This is a genomic window from Ottowia sp., from assembly GCF_047975795.1.
Classification (GTDB): domain Bacteria; phylum Pseudomonadota; class Gammaproteobacteria; order Burkholderiales; family Burkholderiaceae_C; genus Ottowia.
Genome location: NZ_JBKEEE010000012.1, coordinates 1 through 19,000, shown reverse-complemented (window position 1 = coordinate 19,000; position 19,000 = coordinate 1). Strand labels below are relative to the sequence as shown.

Sequence of the window (19,000 nt, the reverse complement as noted above, 5' to 3'; positions counted from 1 at the left end):
AAATCAGGGTCAAGCGAACCAAAAACAGCGCAAAACGATGAGAAATTCAACGCTCGTTTCGCCATGTGAACATTCACGCGTCACCTCGCCCTGCAGCGGGGGTTGTGCAGACCTTCCCTAGTCTATTCATGATCTTTGTGATTTTTATTTGGTCTATTTATTTTTTGGCATATAAAAGGGAGTCAGGGTCAGGTCTTGCCTTTTGCCCCCTCACCCCACCCACCGCCGTGCATTGCGCCAGATCTGCATCCAGGGGCTGAAGTCGCTGACGGGCAGCGGGGTCCAGCTCATCTGCACGTTGCGGAACACGCGCTCGGGGTGCGGCATGAGGGCGGTGAAGCGACCGTCGGTGGTGGTGACTGCGGTCAGGCCGCCGGGGCTGCCGTTGGGGTTGGCGGGGTATTGCTCGGTGGGCTGGCCGTGGTGGTCCACATAACGCATGGCGGCAATGGCTTTGGTGGCGTCGCCGCGGGCGGCAAAGTTGGCAAAGCCTTCGCCGTGCGCCACGGCAATGGGCAGGCGGCTGCCGGCCATGCCGGTGAAGAACAGGCTGGGTGAATCCAGCACTTCGACCAGCGACAGGCGGGCCTCGAAGCGCTCGCTTTGGTTGGTGGTAAAGCGCGGCCAGGCTTCAGCGCCGGGGATGATGCCCGCCAGCTCGGCCAGCATCTGGCAGCCGTTGCACACGCCCAGGCCAAAGGTGTCGGGGCGGGCGAAGAACGCCGTGAACTGATCGGCCAGCCGTGGGTTGAAGGTGATCGAACGCGCCCAGCCAATGCCCGCGCCCAACGTGTCGCCGTAGCTGAAGCCGCCGCAGGCGACCAGCCCGGCAAAGTCGGCCAGTTGGGCGCGGCCGGTTTGCAAATCGGTCATGTGCACGTCAAACGCTTCAAAGCCCGCTTCGGTGAAGGCGTAGGCCATCTCGACGTGGGAGTTGACGCCCTGCTCGCGCAGGATGGCGACTTTGGGGCGGGCACCACCAACCGCTATGTTTTTAGTAGCCATCAACGCTTTCCCATCAAGCGGAAACGTCATGTTTTGTTGCAAATCTTTGGACAGCAGCACGCTCAGACCCGGATCGTCCGGCTGCCCGGCGGCGGCGTGTTCGGCGTCGGCGCAGGCGGGGTTGTCGCGCTCGCGCGCGATCTTCCAGCTGACGCTGTCCCACACCTGTTGCAGATCGTGCAGGCGGGCCGAGAAGATCTCCTTGGCGTCACGCCACACGCTGAGCTGGCCCTTGCCGTGGGCCATGGCGCTGCTGGCGGGCCGGGTCTTGCCGATAAAGTGGCTGTATTGGCTGAGGCCGTGGTCGCGCAGGGTTTGCATGACGTCGTTGCGCACCGCCGTCGGCACTTGCAGCACCACGCCTAACTCTTCGGCGAACAGGGCGCGCAAAGTCAGCTCTTCGCGGCGGGTGCTGATCTGGCTGGCCCAGTTTTTGGCATCGCCGGTTTCCATGCGGCTGTCGCTGATGCCGTCGCCTTCGGTCACCAGCAGATCGACGTTCAGCGCCACGCCCACCTGGCCGGCAAAGGCCATTTCAGCCACGCAGGCCAGCAGGCCGCCGTCGCTGCGGTCGTGGTAAGCCAGGATGTGCCCGGTCTCACGCAATTGGTTGACGGCGGAGACCAGGGCTTTCAAATCCTGCGGTGCGTGCAAATCAGGCACGCCATCAAGCTGTGGGCAACCGCTTTGGCCCAGCGCCTGCGCCAGCACGCTGCCCGCCAGCCGGTGGCGGCCACGGCCCAGGTCAATCAGCACCAGGGTGGTGTCTTCCAGCTCGCGGTTGAGCTGCGGCGTCAGCGTGTGCCGCACGTCGCCCAGGCTGGCAAAGGCGGTGACGATCAGGCTGACCGGGCTGACCACCTTGTGCGCACCTTGCTCGTCCTGCCATTGGGTGCGCATGCTCAGGCTGTCTTTGCCGACCGGAATGCCCACGCCCAGCGCCGGGCACAACTCCATGCCCACGGCTTTCACGGTGGCGTAGAGGTCGGCATCTTCGCCAGGCTCGCCGCAGGCGGCCATCCAGTTGGCGCTGAGCTTGACGCGGGGCAGCTCAATCGGTGCCGCCAGCAGGTTGGTGATGGCCTCGCAGACCGCCATGCGGCCCGAGGCCGGCGCGTCCAGCGCGGCCAGCGGTGTGCGCTCGCCCATGCTCATGGCTTCACCGGCAAAGCCCTTGAAATCGGCCAGGGTCACGGCGCAGTCGGCCACCGGCACCTGCCAGGGGCCGACCATCTGGTCGCGGTGCGTGAGGCCCCCGACGGTGCGGTCACCAATGGTGACCAAAAAGCGCTTGCTGGCCACGGTGGGGTGGCTGAGCACTTTGATGGCCGCATCTTGCAGCGTCACGCCGTCCAGACTGAGCGGCTTGAACTGGCGCTGCACGGTCGTGACGTCGCGGTGCATTTTGGGTGGTTTGCCGAGCAGCACGTCCATGGGCATGTGCACAGCGGCCCCCACGCTCCCCACTGCGTGTGGTTCGCTGCCCCCCGAGGGGGCTGCGCTTGCTTGGGGCGGCCCGGCACGGCGCGCGGTCGCACCCTCACCCCTGCCCTCTCCCGCTTGCGGGAGAGGGGGTTGAAGAGCGCGATCTGAGTGTTGACTCCCTCGCCCCTCGCGGGAGAGGATTGGGGTCAGGGGCAGCGGTGCCGCGTCGACCACCAGGTGGCGCTCTTGGGTCGCCACGCCCACCACGGCAAACGGGCAGCGCTCGCGCGCGCACAGCGCCTCAAACTGAGGCAGCGACTCGGGCGCGATGGCCAGCACGTAGCGTTCCTGGCTTTCGTTGCTCCATATTTCCTTGGGGGCCAGGCCGCTTTCTTCCAGCGGCACAGCGCGCAGATCAAAGCGGGCACCACGTCCAGCGTCGTGCGTCAGCTCGGGAAAAGCGTTGGACAAGCCGCCCGCCCCCACGTCATGAATGGCCAGAATGGGATTGGCCGCGCCCTGGGCTTGGCACTGGGTGATGACCTCTTGCGCACGGCGCTGAATCTCGGGGTTGCCGCGCTGCACCGAATCAAAGTCCAGGTGCGCCGCGTTGGCACCGCTGGCCAGCGATGAGGCCGCGCCGCCGCCCATGCCGATGCGCATGCCCGGCCCGCCCAGTTGAATCAGCAGACTGCCCGCCGGAAATTCAATCTTGCGGGTCAAACCCGCGTCGATGCTGCCCAGACCGCCCGCAATCATGATCGGCTTGTGGTAGCCGCGCAGCAAAGCACTGTCGCCCTCACCCACATCAAGTTCGTATTCGCGAAAGTAGCCCAGCAGATTGGGGCGGCCAAACTCGTTGTTGAAGGCCGCGCCACCCAGCGGCCCCTCGGTCATGATTTGCAGCGCGCTGGCCATGTGCGCGGGTCGGCCATGCGGGCTGCCCCACAACTGGCTCACCGTAAAACCCGTCAGCCCCGCCTTGGGGCGAGAGCCACGGCCCGTGGCCCCCTCGTCACGAATTTCGCCGCCCGCGCCCGTGCTGGCGCCGGGAAAAGGGCTGATCGCCGTGGGGTGGTTGTGGGTCTCCACCTTCATCAGCACGTGGCGCGTGGAGCTTCTTTTTTGATAGCTTTCAGCGCTTGATTCACCTGCACCAAAGTCTGATTTGGCTTCAAAAACTTCGACCGCGCCGCCTTCCATGACCGCCGCGTTGTCGCTGTAGGCAATCACCGTGTGTTGCGGGTTCTGCTGGTGCGTGTGGCGAATCATGCCGAACAGGCTTTTGTCCTGGGGTACGCCGTCAATGCGCCAATCGGCGTTGAAAATCTTGTGGCGGCAATGTTCGCTGTTGGCCTGGGCAAACATCATCAACTCTACATCCGTGGGGTTGCGGCCAAGCTGTGTAAAACCGCTTACCAAATAGTCGATTTCGTCGTCGGCCAGCGCCAGGCCCCAATCCGTATTGGCTTTTTCAAGCGCAGCTTTGCCGCCGCCCAAAACGTCCACATGGGCCAGCGGCTCAGGGTGCAGCTCGGTGAACAAGGCCCGCGCAGCATCGCGGTCTTCAAGCACGCTTTCGGTCATGCGATCGTGCAGCGGCGCAGCCAACACCGTCATCTCATCTTTTGATAGCCTCCTGCGCCCTGTCAGCTTACGTTTGAGGCCAATTTTGTATTCAACCAGACGTTCGATGCGGTGCAAGGCGAGGCCACAGTTTCGGGCAATGTCGCTGGCCTTGCTGGCCCAGGGCGACACCGTGCCCAGGCGCGGTGCCACCACCACGATCTCGCCCTCAGCCGTGTCGGTGCAGGGATCGCCGTAGGTCAGCAGCGCGGCCAACTGGGTCAGCGTGGCCGCATCCGGCGCGCTGTCGAAACCTGCCACATGCACATAACGGGCGGTGAGGCTGGTTACCGCAGGTTCGATAGCCTGCAAACGCGGCAAAAGCTGGCGGGTGCGAAAGTCGCTGAGGGCGTTGCCGCCGTCGAAAAAATGGATGTATGCGGTCACGGCAAGGAGCCTGAAACAGGCAAAAGTGCAGGCGAAAGTACGGGCAAAAATGCGGCCGTTGGATAAGTGACGAAAGCAGCCCGCAAGCCAAGCGCAGTCTGGGCTTGCCACGGGCCACGCCAATTTTATCCGCCCACACCCCAAACACGGCCCCAACACGGGCCTGTCGCAGCAGCGTGTGGCGATCTGGCCGCGCCCTGCACGCCGCGCGAGGCGATGGGATAATTTGGCCATGAGCATCACCATCAAGGACGAAGCGGGCATCGCAGGCATGCGCGAGGCCTGCCGACTGGCATCCGAAGTGCTGGACGAAATTGCGCCGCACATTCAGCCCGGCATCACCACCCTCGACATTGACCGCCTGAGCGCCGAGGCCATGGCGCGCCAAGGCACGCGCTCGGCCACCGTGGGCTACCAGCCACCGGGCTACCCGCCCTACCCTGGCCACGTGTGCACCTCGGTCAACCAGGTGGTGTGCCACGGCATTCCGAACGACAAGCCCTTGAAAAAAGGCGACATCGTGAATGTGGACGTCACGGTCATCACCCAGGACGGCTGGTACGGCGATAACAGCCGCATGTTCGAGATTGGCGACGTGTCGATTGCCGCGCACCGCCTGTGCGCGTTGACGTTTGACGCCATGTGGCTGGGCATCGACCAGGTCAAACCCGGCGCGCGCTTAGGCGACGTGGGCCACGCCATCCAGAAGTTTGCCGAAGGGCACGGCTTGTCGGTGGTGCGCGAATTCTGCGGCCACGGCATTGGCCAGAAGTTCCACGAAGACCCCCAGGTGCTGCACTACGGCAAGCCCGGCACGGGCGAAGAGCTGGTGCCGGGCATGACCTTCACCATCGAGCCGATGATCAACGTGGGCCGCCGCGAGATCAAAGAGCTGAATGACGGCTGGACCATCGTCACCAAAGACCGCTCACTGTCAGCGCAGTGGGAACACACGGTGCTGGTCACCCCCACGGGTTACGAAGTGCTGACCTGGTCGGCGGGCAACCGGGCACCGCCCGCTTTCGTCAAAGGCATGGCCATCGCCGCCTGAAGCCCACCGGCTTGCCTTTCTTTCTGCCTGCTTTTTCGCCATGCCCACCGCCCCCGTTGCGCTGTCCGCCGTTGCCAGTGTCGCCCAAAGTACGGCCCCTAATGCCGACTACCGCGCGCAGCGCGACACCCTCATGCACGCGCTGCGCGCCGAGGGCAAACCCATGCGCGGCGTGCGTCGCGCACTGGGGCGTCTGGCCGACGCTGCCGACGAAGCACTGACACGGCTGTGGCGCGCTGCCGGACTGGACCACAGCATGGCCTTGCTGGCCGTGGGCGGCTTTGGCCGGGGCGAGCTGTTTCCTTATTCCGACGTCGATGTGCTGGTGCTGCTGCCCGCCCACGCCAACCCGGCCGATGACGCCGCGCTGCGCGGGCGCATCGAAACCTTCATCACCAGTTGCTGGGACGCAGGGCTGGAAATCGGCTCCAGCGTGCGCACCGTGGCGCAGTGCCTGTCCATTGCGCAAGACGACGTGACGGTGCAAACCGCCTTGCTGGAGGCGCGTCTGGTCACCGGATCGCGTGCCCTGTTCCGTGAGTTCCAGCGCGGCTACCACGCGCAGATGGATGCACTGGATTTTTTTGCCGCCAAGCGGCTGGAGATGCGCCAGCGCCAGACCAAGTACGAAGACACGCCTTACGCGCTGGAGCCTAACTGCAAAGAATCGCCTGGCGGCCTGCGCGATTTGCAGGTAATTTTGTGGACAGCGCGCGCCGCAGGCATCGGCAAGCGCTGGGAAGACCTGGCCCAGGCCGGGCTGATTACCCCGCACGAGTTGCGCGAGCTGCGCCACAACGAAGCGGTGTTGTCGTCTATCCGCACGCGGCTGCACCTGGTGGCCGGGCGGCGCGAAGACCGTCTGGTGTTCGATCTGCAAAACGCAGTGGCCGAATCATTTGGCTACCAGCACCGCTTTTCGCCCGAAGGCCGCATGGTGCTGCGTGCCAGCGAAAACCTGATGCGCCGCTATTACTGGGCGGCCAAGGCGGTCACGCAGCTCAACCAGATGCTGCTGCAAAGCATCGAAGAGCACCTGCGCACATCCGCTGGCGAGTCGAGGTCTGCGCCGCGCCGCATCAACGAGCGCTTTTTCGACAAAGCGGGCCTGCTGGACATAGCCAGCGACGATCTGTACCAGCAAGCGCCACACGCCATTTTGGAAACCTTTTTGCTGTTCGAGAAGATTCCGGGCATCAAGGGCCTGTCGGTGCGCACCCTGCGCGCGCTGTACAACGCGCGTGATCTGATGGACACCGCTTTTCGCGCCGACCCGGTCAACCGCAAAACCTTTTTAGCCATCTTGGAGCAACCGCAAGGCATTACCCACGCCTTCAGGCTGATGAACCAGACCTCGGTGCTGGGACGCTATCTGTGGGTGTTCAGGCGCATCGTGGGTCAGATGCAGCACGACCTGTTCCACGTCTATACGGTGGACCAGCACATCCTGATGGTGCTGCGCAACATGCGGCGGTTTTTCATGGCCGAGCACGCGCATGAATACCCGTTTTGCTCACAACTGGCGGCAGGCTGGGACAAGCCCTGGTTGCTGTACACCGCCGCGCTGTTCCACGACATTGCCAAGGGCCGCGGCGGCGACCATTCCGAGCTGGGTGCGCTGGAAGTGCGCCGCTTTTGCCGCCAGCACGGCATTCAAAAAACCGACGCCGATCTGATCGAATTTTTGGTGCGCGAACACCTGACCATGAGCCGCATGGCGCAAAAAGCCGATTTGAGCGACCCCGAGGTCATCACCGCCTTTGCACAGCGCGTGGGCAACGAGCGCAAGCTCACGGCGCTGTACCTGCTGACTGTGGCCGACGTGCGCGGCACCAGCCCCAAGGTATGGAACGCCTGGAAAGGCAAACTGCTGGAAGATTTGTACCGTCTGACCGTGCGTGCCCTGGGCGGCCGCGCGCCCGATCCGGGGGCCGTGATCGAATCACGCAAGCGGCAGGCGCTGATCGAGCTGACCATGGCGTCCGAGCCGCACGAATCGCACAAGGCGCTGTGGGACACGCTGGACGTGAGCTACTTCATGCGCCACGACGCGGGCGACATCGCCTGGCACACGCGCCAGTTGGCACGCCATGTGCCCGCAGCACCAGGCAGCCCCAAAACAGCTACAAAAAAAGAAACGTCAAGCTCAAACAGAAATGGCGCTGAAGGCCAAAAGCATGTGCCAACAGATCTGCCTGTGACCAATTCGCCCGTGATCGTGCGTGCGCGCGTCTCGCCGCTGGGCGAAGGCTTGCAGGTGCTGGTCTACGCCAGCGACCGCACTGATTTGTTTGCCCGCATCTGCGGTTACTTTGACCGCGCAGGCTTTTCCATTCTGGACGCCAAGGTGCACACCACGCGCAACGGCTACGCGCTGGACACCTTTCAGATCGGCAGCGCGCTGGTGGCCGAGCACGCGCGCGAATTCATCGGCATGATCGAGGCCGACATGCCGCAGGCCGTCAGCAGCCAAGCGGCGCTGCCACCACCGCGCCTGGGCCGGGTGTCGCGCCGCGTTAAAAGCTTTCCAGTGCCGCCACGGATCGACCTGCGGCCCGACGACAAGGCCCAGCGCTGGCTGCTCACCGTCACCGCCAGTGACCGCATGGGCCTGCTGTACTGCATTGCCCGCGTGTTGGCCAGCCACCAGATCAGTGTGGAACTGGCCAAAGTGACCACCCTGGGCGAGCGGGTGGAAGACATGTTTTTGTTGCAAGGCGCGCCGCTGCAACACGCCAAAAAGCAGATCGAGATCGAGCAAGAACTTCTGGAAGTGCTGGAGCCTGCCTGATGGCAGCCCGCGCCCATCAAGCCGCCGACAACGATTGCAATGGCCAGCGCGGCTTGACGTCAAAGGCGTAATCCGTGCTGGTCTGCGCCAGCTGGGCCTGCACGCGTAGCGCCGCCGCCATGGCGATCATGGCCCCGTTGTCGGTGCACAAGTGCAGCTCTGGGTAGTGCACGCGCACGCCGCGCGCTTGGCAGGCGGCATTCAACTGCTCGCGCAGTGCGCTGTTGGCCCCCACACCACCGGCCACCACCAGGCGTCGAAGGCCCGTGCCCGCTAGCGCGGCCAGCGACTTTTTGACCAGCACCTCGACAATCGCCGCCTGCGCGCTGGCGGCCAGATCAGCGCGCTGCTGCTCGCAGGGGCTGCCTTCTAGCTTGCGCGCCTGTGTCAGCACCGCCGTTTTCAGGCCCGCAAATGAAAAGTCCAGATGGCCGCTGTGCAGCAAAGGCCGCGGCAGCTTATACGCCTGCGGGTCACCAAACTCGGCCAGCCGCGCCAGCGCAGGCCCACCGGGATAGCCCAAGCCCAGCAGCTTGGCCGATTTGTCAAATGCCTCGCCCGCCGCGTCGTCCACGGTTTCACCCAGCAACTCGTAATGTCCTACACCTTGAACGCGCATCAATTGCGTGTGTCCACCGCTGACCAGCAAGGCCACAAACGGAAACTGGGGTGCATCGGCACTCAAAAAGGGCGACAGCAAATGCCCTTCCAGGTGGTGCACACCCAGCACCGGCTTGCCCAACGATGCGCCCAGCGCACACGCCACCCCCGCCCCTACCAGCAACGCGCCAGCCAGGCCGGGGCCGCGCGTATACGCCACCAAGTCAATGCCTGAAAGGGTTTGCCCCGCCTGCGCCAGCACCTGCCTCGTCAACGGCAGCAGGCGGCGAATGTGGTCGCGGCTGGCCAGCTCAGGCACCACGCCGCCATAGTCAGCGTGCATGGCCACTTGCGTATGCAAGGCGTGCCCCAGCAACTCAGGCGTGCCCGCATCAGACACACCAGAAGCAGGCGTGCGCACCAGCGCCACGCCAGTCTCGTCGCAAGACGATTCAATGCCAAGAATCAGGGTGGACATAGCGGCCAATTATCGGCGCTGCTCGGACACCCAAAGAATCAAACGGCTTCGCCCCTTGCTCAAGGAAAGAGGCGCTACGTCAGGTAGCGTCTGACGCCTGGAGTGCTGGAGTGGGTGATGATCTGACCTCGGTGTCAGCCCATGCCCCCGGCGATATAGCTTTCCATCTGCTCGATCAAAAAACGCTGGTCAGCCAGTTGCGCATTGACCAGATCGCCAATCGACACCAGCCCCAGCAGTTGCCCGCCATCGACCACAGGCAAATGGCGCAGCTTGCCCTGGGTCATGATGCCCAGGCACTCTTGCACCGTCTGCTTGGGGCTGACCACGTACAGGCGCGAAGTCATCACATCGACCAGCAAGGTGTCGATGGACGACAGCCCTTTTAGCGCGAGCTTGCGGGCATAGTCGCGCTCGGTAAAGATGCCCAGCAGCGTGTCGTCTTGCATCAGCAGCACCGAGCCGACTTCGCGCTCGGCCATCAACTGCAAGGCATCGCGCACCGTGGCAGTGGGCGGCAGCGCCGCCAGTTTGATGTTGGGGCGGGCAGACAGGATGTTGGCAACCGTGGTCATGGCAATGGCTCCTTTGGTTTGAAGTGGGACACGCTTGGCAAGTTTTGCAGATACATCGTGCCAGAAGGAGCCGCCGCGCGCCACCTCTGGGGGTCTATATACCGCATCAGGCGGTGCGGTATCTTGGTCACCGAAACGTCATCGAAGACTCTTGTTTTAATAGCTGAGAACGCTGGTTGCATTTGTGATATCAGATTCTTTATTGGCAAATTCAGGCTGACACCCTAGCCTGCCCCGGCACCTGCACCGCCACGTGTATGTGATTGATCAACACCCCGACGTGCTGCTGAAGAGCCCTAGTTTCGCCACTGCAACCGACATCCGTTGCTCTCCGACCTGCACACAGACTGCATCACGTCGATAGCATCGAAGTGCATTAAATTACCCAGCATGGCATGAAACCATGAGCTGTAGATACACTGTTTTTCATTCTAGGCAACAAGGGAGAGAGAAGAAATGATGATGCACCCATGCAGGCCCTCGCCTGCACAACAGGTTGAGTCCGTATGAACCAAGTTGCGGACAACGTATCGCCCACCAATGCAGAGGATGCATTGAACTCTAACAATGGCTTGATGAGCCTGCTCATGTTGGCACAGTTCCATGGACTGGCAGCCGATCCAGCCAAACTCCAGCACGAGTACGGTAAAGCACCTTTTGATGTCACCACCTTGTTGCAAGCAGCCAAAAGCCTGGGCTTTGCAGCCAAACACGTGAACCAGCCTGCCGAGCGGCTGCACAAAGCACCACTGCCATGCATTGCTATCGACACAGAAGGGCAGTTTTTCGTTCTGGCCAAAATCGATAGAAATCAACAAACATCTGGCGATCAAACGGCCTCTGGCAAATCTCCCATTACCAACACGACGGCAGACGCCCGCTCAAGCCGCATACTTATCCAGCGCCCTGGCGAACCACCTCAGGTGTTGAGTCACGCCGCGTTTGCAGTCACCTGGAGCGGTGAACTCATCTATCTAAACAGCAAGGCCAGTTTTGCTGGCGAGGTCTCGCGGTTTGACTTCACTTGGTTCATCCCCGCAGTAGTGAAGTACCGCAAGCTGCTGGGCGAAGTTCTGCTCGTTTCTTTCGTGCTGCAAATGGTGGCGCTTGTAACTCCGCTGTTCTTTCAGGTTGTCATGGACAAGGTTCTGGTCAACCATGCCCTACAAACACTGAACGTCATCGCTATCGGCCTACTATGCGCCACCGTGTTTGAAGCATTGCTCACCGGCATACGAACCTACGTTTTTGCGCACACCAGCAGCAAGATTGATGTGGAGTTGGGCGCACGGCTGTTTCGCCATCTGCTGGCGCTACCCATGGGTTACTTCCAGGCGCGGCGTGTAGGCGATTCGGTAGCCCGCATTCGAGAACTGGAGAACATCCGCGCTTTTCTCACAGGCAACGCCATGACGCTGGTGCTTGATCTCATGTTTTCCGTGGTTTTCATTGCCGTCATGCTCTGGTACAGCCGACCATTAACCATGCTGGTGGTGGCCTCTATTCCGGTTTATATCGTCCTGTCGTTGTTGCTCACCCCGGTGTTGCGCGCACGTTTGAACGAAAAATTCAATCGCGGCGCAGAAAATCAGGCCTTCTTGGTTGAAACCATCAGCGGCATCGACACCGTCAAGGCCATGGCTGTAGAGCCGCGCTGGCAGCAAGGCTGGGACAAACAGTTGGCAGCCTACGTGTCGGCCGGACTGTCGGCTACCAACATTTCTACCGTTGCCAGCAACACTGTCATGCTGGTCAGCAAACTGGTCACGCTCGGCATCATGTGGATAGGGGCCAAGCTGGTCATTGACGGGCAGCTTACCGTTGGCGAGTTGATTGCCTTCAACATGTTGGCAGGCCAAGTCTCAGGACCCATCTTACGCATGGCGCAGTTGTGGAACGACTTCCAGCAAGTCGGCATATCCATGAGCCGACTTGGCGACATTCTCAATGTCCGTACCGAGATCGAAGGACATAAAACACGTATTCCAAAACTTACAGGTTCCATCGAGTTCGACCAAGTGTCCTTCCGCTATCGGCCCGACGCACCCGATGTCATCCGCGGCTTGCAACTGCAAATCCAGCCCGGCGAAGTCATTGGTATCGTTGGTCGCTCTGGCTCAGGCAAAAGCACCCTGACCAAGCTGGTGCAGCGTCTGTACGTTCCTGACCGTGGTCGCATACTGATAGACGGCCAAGACATCGCCATCATCGACACCGCCAGCTTGCGCCATCAAATTGGCGTAGTTTTACAAGAAAACGTTCTGTTCAACCGTTCTGTACGCGACAACATTGCGCTGTCCAATCCAGCGCTGCCCATTGAGGCCATCATTGAGGCCGCCAAACTCGCCGGAGCGCACGATTTCATTTGTGAACTGCCAGAAGGCTACGACACCCTCGTAGGAGAACAAGGCTCCGGTCTGTCAGGTGGCCAGCGCCAGCGTGTGGCCATCGCCCGTGCACTCATCAGTAACCCACGCATTCTCATTTTTGACGAAGCCACCAGCGCCCTGGACTACGAGTCTGAAAAAATCATTCAGGACAACATGCGCCAGATCTGCCAAGACCGCACCGTCATCATCATCGCTCATCGCCTATCAGCCGTGCGAGACGCACACCGCATCATCGTGCTCGAACGCGGCCAGATTGCCGAGACAGGCAGTCACGCCGAGCTGCTCGCCAACCCCAAAGGGCTGTACAGCCACTTGCACCGACTGCAACAAGGCCCGGCAGTGCAACCCAGAGTCATACGACCCACCAAGGCAACATCAGACAAGCCGCGAGATGGAGAAGAAACATGAGCCTGCGGCACCGATTACAAGCCCATGCTGAGTTGTGGGGCCGCTATGGCCGAACCTTCGCACATTTCTGGCACCATCGATCCGAACTGGGCGGCCAAGTGCTTCGCGAAGACGAAGCTGCCTTTCTGCCCGGCGCACTGGCCGTCCAGGAAGCGCCCCCATCACACACCGCCCGAATCATTGCCTGGGTGCTGGTCACGTTGGTCATCGTGGTGGTGACCTGGGCCTTGCTGGGCCGCATGGACATCGTCATCAATGCCACGGGCAAAGTCATTCCCAGCGAGCGCAGCAAAACCATTGCAGCAGTAGACACCGGCAGCGTCGTCAGCCTTGATGTGCGTGAAGGACAGGTGGTCAAGGCTGGCGATCTGCTGCTACAGCTCGACACTAGTGCGCTAGACGCAGAACGTGACCGCGCTCTGGGCGAAAAAAACGAAGCCGTACTGACCTTGGCCCGTAACCAAGCCCTGCTCAATGCCGTGCAGCAAGATCGCACGCCTAACCTCACGCCCTTGGAGCAACTCAATCGCGACCATCACAGCAGCCTCAATGCCGAGCGCTGGCAAGCCGCCAGCCTGCATGTGCAGGGCCAATGGCTGGACTACAGCACCAAGCGCAAAAAACTAAACGATGACATTGCTCATTACAACAAATCCCTGCCACTGGCCACACAACAGGCGGGCAGCTACAAGCAATTGGCTGCCACCCAAGATGTCTCCCGTGACGCCTGGCAAGAAAAAGAACAGGCCCGGCTACAGTTGCAAGCCCAATTGCACGAAGCGCGCAACCAGCGCGCCACACTGGCCGCCGAAGTCAAACGGCAGGCACTCGATCAAATTGCCGAAGCGCGCCGCATCGCCGCAGCCTCCACGCAAGACGCCCTGCGCGCTGTCAGCACCAGCCGGCTGCTGACTCTGAAAGCGCCCGTTGACGGCACCGTACAGCAACTGACCGTGCACACCCTGGGCGGTGTCGTACAAGCCGCCCAACCCATCATGCAAATCGTGCCCAGCGGTGGCCCTCTGGAAGTCGAAGCCTTCATGGAAAATAAAGACAAAGGCTTTGTCCGCCCTGGTCAGCGCGCCGCCGTTAAGGTGGACACTTTCGAATACACCAAATACGGCACTTTGCCCGGTCAGGTTATCCACGTCTCACAAGACGCCATTCCCGACGAAAAACGCGGCCTGATCTATGCCGTCAAAGTGCTGCTCGACCAAACCGAGCTGGACGTCAATGGTCAAGCCACTCCCATTACTCCCGGCATGTCGGTCACTGTAGAAATCAAGACCGGCGACCGTCGCATCATCGAATACGTGCTCAGCCCCCTGCTGCGCCACACGAATGAGGCCCTGCGTGAACGGTAAACACCACCATCGTCGCCATAGCCTGTCAACGGCACTGCTCCTATCCACCTTCTGGTTTTTGCTGGCCGTTCCATGCTGGGTAACGGCGCAACAAGCCCACGCCGCTCAAGACTCGCCGCCAGCACCGGCTGCCATTACATGGCGTGACCACTTCACCCCGTTGCAAGACCCCGGGCGTACCGCGCCAACACCATTAACAAAACCCTTGTCCGTACCATTGCCACCTGATTTGTTGGCCCATCCCACCCACACCGCGCCTGGAAGTGCCACCACGCTGATTTCCACCGAATGGCCATGCGCCACGCGCAATATTGCTGGTCAGCCGCTCAACCCCCAATGGGCTTTGCAAACTCTGCAAGAGCGACATACCGTCAGCACGGCGCAGTCGCCCATGCTCACCGTGCCCACCGCCGTACAACTGGCCCTGTGCCACAACCCCCAAGTGCGCGCCAGCTGGAGCGCCATTGCCCAACAAGCAGCCCAACTCGGCCAGGCTCAAAGCGCCTATTGGCCACAACTGAGCGCGGGAATCGCCCGTCAGCGCAGCCACCTGAGCTATGACACCAGCAGTCAATCGCCCACCACCATCTGGGCCACCTCGCAAAACGCCCAACTTAGCTGGCGCCTATGGGACTTTGGCGCACGCAGCGCCCGCACTGGTGCCGCCACAGCTCAACTACAAGCAGCCCTCTACAGCCAGGACGCCACCATCCAAAACGCATTGACCGAAGTGCTTCACACCTACGCCCAGGCCCAGGCCGCCCACGCCCGCCTACAAACCCAACGCCACTTGCTACCCTTGGCCGAACGCGTCGTCCAGGCAGCCAAGCGGCGCCAGCAAGGCGGCGCAGGCAGCGGCAGCGATACCTTGCAAGCCCAAGCCGCACAAGCGCGCATCCAACTCGAACAAAGCCGCAGCCAAGGCGAACTCGACAAAACCACGGCCCAACTCACCTACCTGCTCGGCCTGCCACCCGGTACCGCCTTTCAGCTTGAACCCATCCACGCCCCGACTGTGCAAACAGTCAGTCAAAAAACATCCCAAAACGAGGCTGAGCAGTTGTTGCATCAGCCCCTTGACGCCTGGCTGGAGCAGGCACGCCAAACCCATCCCGCCATTGCCGCAGCCAAAGCCCAGTGGCAAGCCGCACAAGCCAGCCTGAAGGTTACACAGTCAGAAGGTATGCCTTCCGTGGATCTCAACCTCGCCCACTACCGCAATGGCCGACCCAACACCGACATCACCAGCAACCGCAGCCGCGAAAACGTTATTGGCATCAACCTCACTATCCCGCTGTTTGACGGCTTCAACACCACCTACAAAGTGCGTGCAGCGCAAGCCCTAGTCGAACAAAAAGCCATTGAATATCAAGCCACCGAGCAACAAACCCTGCAAGAGCTGGTGCAACTGTACGCCGAGGCCAAAGCCACACTGACCAACCTGCGCATGGCCCAAAACCTCTCCGCAGCGGCACAACAAGTTGCCCACTCCACCCAGCGTCAGTTTGAAAACGGTGCCACCGACATCGTGCAACTCAACCAAAGCCTGAGCAGCCTGCACCAAGCCCAACTGGATCTGGCCCAAAGCCAGGCCGAATGGAACCGCGCCCGACTCAGGCTATGGCTGTACGACCGGCCACAACCTTTGGCACGATAAAACCAAAAGCAGTTTGTTACATGTACGGGCGCTCTATAAACACATTGCACAGTACGATACATTGCACCAATGCAATGAAAGAAGCCGCCATAGCGGCCCGCCACAGGAGGCCACCCTATGCGATCAGCGCAAAAATCTCCACCAAGCATGGCCTTTGGGTCACCATACGCCAGCCCCAAGGCCAGCGGCAAGCTTCTTGATCCGGCAGCCTCTATCAGCGTCACCGGCTACAGCCTGGGCGGGCACCTAGCCACCGCGTTCAATCTGCTGCGCCAGGCCGATGTTTCCAAAGGCGCGGGCGTGGGCAAGCGCACTTGCCCGTTCAGGACTCAGCGCAAAAAAACTATCAAATCAAGAGCGGCAGTCGCTGATCACGTAAGCGCTAGACCTCAAAAACACCCTCGCTTTTTAAGCGCGCCTGCCCATGCTTGAGTTGGGCATTGGTGCCGACTTGCTGCGGGGCGTGGGTTGGCTCTTTCGCATCGTGTTTTTTGCCGCACTGGCCTGGGCCATATGGAGTGGCCAGGGCTGGAAGGGCAAAGGCATCCGCTCGTTGCTGGTGCTGGCCGTGTTCTTTGGCCCCATGCTGCCCACCGTGTATCGCAACTGGCAACACCAAAAACGCTACTACGCGGCCAAAGCCGTGTTTGACGAGCGCTGCAAAACCGCAGGTGAGAAGATTTACAAAACCGTCGATAACGTCGAAGGGGTGTTGCTTTTGAATGTGCGACCAGAAATCGATCTCAGCGAATTATATGACCAGAATTGGTCTGGGGCCGGACTTCCTGATGAAAAAGGGGGTGATTGGTATATTCGATACTTCTTATATTGGGAGCGTCAAGATGATCCAAAAAGGCGTGGCCAAATAAATCAAAGACCAAAGAATGATCATGGCTATATTAAGATTCGAGGCTACTCGTTTGTTGATATTCGACAGCCTAATGGAAAAATATATCGGAGTAGATTTATTGATGAAAATTACTTCGATCTTTCACATGAAACCTCTCCCGCAAATCCTGCGCGCTACGCCGTGATGTACCAACCCATCATTGATCCTGCCGATCGCGCTCAATGGGTTGCAGGAGTTACCGTGACCATCACCGACACGCAGACCAATGAGATAATGGCAAAGAAGACCTGGTACTCATTCGAGCCTGGTCTGGGTAATCGAAACCAACGAACACCATGGGGATTTGCGATCACGTGCCCACGAAAAGTGGGTTCTGATGCGGCTCAAATACGTTTTTTCGTAGATCAAGTATTGAAACCTAAACAGGGAGAATGAAATGGCCAATATAATTACCAACTATTTGAAATACGCCCATCTGCAAATTGCAGCAGAGGCATTTTATGAGATGAAGAGGTCAGAGCCGGGTGAGATAGGTTTATTTACAAACATTGATCAATTGATGCTTGGGCGCGGCAACGACCGCACCAGCCGCTTCACCCCCACCGACGCAGCGTGGTTCGCCCAAAGCTGGGAAGTGCTCGAACACACCAGCAACACCGTCACGGGGTTTTCGGGCACCTTGTTCAAGGCCAAAGTCACCGATGAAGCGCGTGGCATTGTGGCGGGCGAGCTGGTGCTGAGTTTTCGGAGTACGGAGTTTGTGGACGACGCCGCACGCGACAACCAGGCCACCAACAACCTGGAGATTTCAGACAAAGGCTGGGCTTTTGGGCAAATTGCGGATATGGAAGAGTGGTTTGGCGAGCTGAAGGCCAGCGGCACGCTTGATCCGGCGGCTTCCATCAACGTCACCGGCTACAGCCTGGGCGGGCACCTGGCTACGGCGTTCAATTTGCTGCACCAAAACGACCTGACCGCCATGGGCGCGCCGCTGATTGGGCAGACCTATACCTTCAGCGGTGCGGGTGTGGGCAAGCTCAAGGATGGCGCGAGCCTGCAAGATGTGCTGAATGTGTTTACCAGTGTGCGCAATGGGGGTGCGGACAGTTCTTTTGTGACCATCGAAGTGCGGGATTTGTATCAAAGAATTAAAACGGCTTTGGGTGCCTCACCCAATGAGGCCGCGCTGGAAGCGGCCTTGGAACAGGTTAGAAAGGCGATTCTCAATACTGCCGACTCACCTTTGTATACCGATGCGTATCGCGACCTCTTGCGGGCGGACTACACGTTGTTGAATTCAGCCCTGAAGCGCGCTGAAATCGTTGCTGAAGAGGTGGTGCGCGTGGCTGGCCTTACAGTGAGCGCCGGTGTTGAGGCGCCGCTGGCGGTAGGCACCGAGCACATTGCGGCCGTGGGGCTGGACTACCAGTTGGGTGTGGTGCTGGCCAGCAGACAGACCGAGGCTTATCCGGTGGTCGGCATTCCTTGGGACGAGACAGGACTGGACAACACGCTGTTTGACGAACGCAACACGATGGGGCCGATTGCCGGGTTTTACGACATCTACGCCAGCAACTACCCGTCGGCCGTGGCCAATTCACAACTGCACTACGGCACGCCGCAGGCGGTGATTGTGGAAGACCAGCCGCTGATACGCGGCAATTACGCAAGCCAAGTTGGGTGGGCCTCGATCACTTCGGGGTTTGACTTCAAGTTGCTGGTCAACAATTTTGACCGCAACGATTTTGGTGACACCCACAGCCTGGTGCTGATGGTGGATTCACTGAGCGTGCAAAACGTGCTGGCGCAGCTGGATTCGAGCTTTGACACCGAAAAGTTTGTGCCCATCATGCAGGCCGCCACAAACACCACAGGTGGCAGCAGCGTTCTGTTGCCCACCCAAGGCACCGCCGAAGGCGACGCACTGGATAACATCGTCAATGCGCTGGCACGCATGTTCAATGCTGGTGCCACCGAACTCAAGGGCGATACGCGCGGCAACACCTGGTATGAGAGGGACACCAAGGACGGCTATACCGGGCGCAACGCCTTGCATGCGGTATTGGAGAAATTAACCAACAACCCTGCATTTACAGCGCTGGCAGGCACTGCAACGGTGACGGCAGCGTCAGGGTATTCCAACCTGGAGACTTACGCCAAGACCGACTTTGGTGTTTTTTTGGCGCTGCAAAATCTCAGCCCGGTGGTCATCAGCACCACAGGTGCCAGCGCATTGGCAGCACTGAAATCTGCGCACAGCGATTTGTCCACAGCCTGGCAGACCGACATGAATGCCCGCCTGTATGGTGACACCAGTTATGTGTACACCTACACCGACCAGTGGTACACCGATCGAGCTGCCATGCTGGATTGGTTGACTGAGGCCAACCAGA

The 19,000-nt window shown here is 60.4% G+C and carries 10 protein-coding genes; 7 read left to right on the top strand and 3 right to left on the bottom strand.

The annotated features are described in order from the left end of the window. Nucleotides 1-210 precede the first annotated feature (210 nt). Complete coding sequence (purL, locus tag ACK5NW_RS01710; protein ID WP_416924523.1) at nt 211-4,443, bottom strand: phosphoribosylformylglycinamidine synthase; 4,233 nt, start codon at nt 4,441-4,443, stop codon at nt 211-213. A gap of 232 nt (nt 4,444-4,675) precedes the next feature. On the opposite strand from purL, the gene map reads away from it, so the two are divergent. Together map and ACK5NW_RS01700 are read left to right on the top strand one after the other, a co-directional pair. Further along, nucleotides 4,676-5,494 (top strand): type I methionyl aminopeptidase, encoded by an 819-nt coding sequence (gene map, locus ACK5NW_RS01705; RefSeq protein ID WP_416924522.1) that lies wholly within the window; start codon nt 4,676-4,678, stop codon nt 5,492-5,494. 40 nt (nt 5,495-5,534) lie between these two features. Then, nucleotides 5,535-8,285 (top strand): [protein-PII] uridylyltransferase, encoded by a 2,751-nt coding sequence (locus tag ACK5NW_RS01700; protein WP_416924521.1) that lies wholly within the window; start codon nt 5,535-5,537, stop codon nt 8,283-8,285. Between the two features lie 16 nt (nt 8,286-8,301). On the opposite strand, the gene tsaD is transcribed toward ACK5NW_RS01700, so the two are convergent. Then, nucleotides 8,302-9,363 carry a tRNA (adenosine(37)-N6)-threonylcarbamoyltransferase complex transferase subunit TsaD gene (tsaD, locus tag ACK5NW_RS01695; RefSeq protein WP_416924520.1) on the bottom strand — a complete coding sequence of 354 codons (1,062 nt, stop codon included), beginning with the start codon at nt 9,361-9,363 and terminating at the stop codon, nt 8,302-8,304. 134 nt (nt 9,364-9,497) lie between these two features. Further along, on the bottom strand, nt 9,498-9,938 hold the full coding sequence (locus ACK5NW_RS01690) for a CBS domain-containing protein (RefSeq protein ID WP_416924519.1): 441 nt from the start codon (nt 9,936-9,938) through the stop codon (nt 9,498-9,500). A 506-nt stretch (nt 9,939-10,444) separates the two neighbouring features. On the opposite strand from ACK5NW_RS01690, the gene ACK5NW_RS01685 reads away from it, so the two are divergent. From ACK5NW_RS01685 to ACK5NW_RS01665, 5 genes are all read left to right on the top strand, one after another. Continuing rightward, the gene (locus ACK5NW_RS01685) at nt 10,445-12,736 is read left to right on the top strand and encodes a type I secretion system permease/ATPase (RefSeq protein WP_416924518.1); all 2,292 of its coding nucleotides are present in this window, start codon (nt 10,445-10,447) and stop codon (nt 12,734-12,736) included. Further along, the gene (locus tag ACK5NW_RS01680; RefSeq protein ID WP_416924517.1) at nt 12,733-14,100 is read left to right on the top strand and encodes an HlyD family type I secretion periplasmic adaptor subunit; all 1,368 of its coding nucleotides are present in this window, start codon (nt 12,733-12,735) and stop codon (nt 14,098-14,100) included. The genes ACK5NW_RS01685 and ACK5NW_RS01680 overlap by 4 nt, the downstream gene beginning before the upstream one ends. A 205-nt stretch (nt 14,101-14,305) precedes the next feature. Further along, nucleotides 14,306-15,757: a TolC family protein gene (locus ACK5NW_RS01675; RefSeq protein ID WP_416924516.1), complete on the top strand. Its 1,452-nt coding sequence runs from the start codon at nt 14,306-14,308 to the stop codon at nt 15,755-15,757. A gap of 424 nt (nt 15,758-16,181) precedes the next feature. Further along, nucleotides 16,182-17,042 carry a hypothetical protein gene (locus ACK5NW_RS01670; protein WP_416924515.1) on the top strand — a complete coding sequence of 287 codons (861 nt, stop codon included), beginning with the start codon at nt 16,182-16,184 and terminating at the stop codon, nt 17,040-17,042. 124 nt (nt 17,043-17,166) lie between these two features. Beyond that, the coding region (locus ACK5NW_RS01665; RefSeq protein ID WP_416924514.1) for a lipase family protein at nt 17,167-19,000 on the top strand (1,834 nt) is incomplete at its 3' end.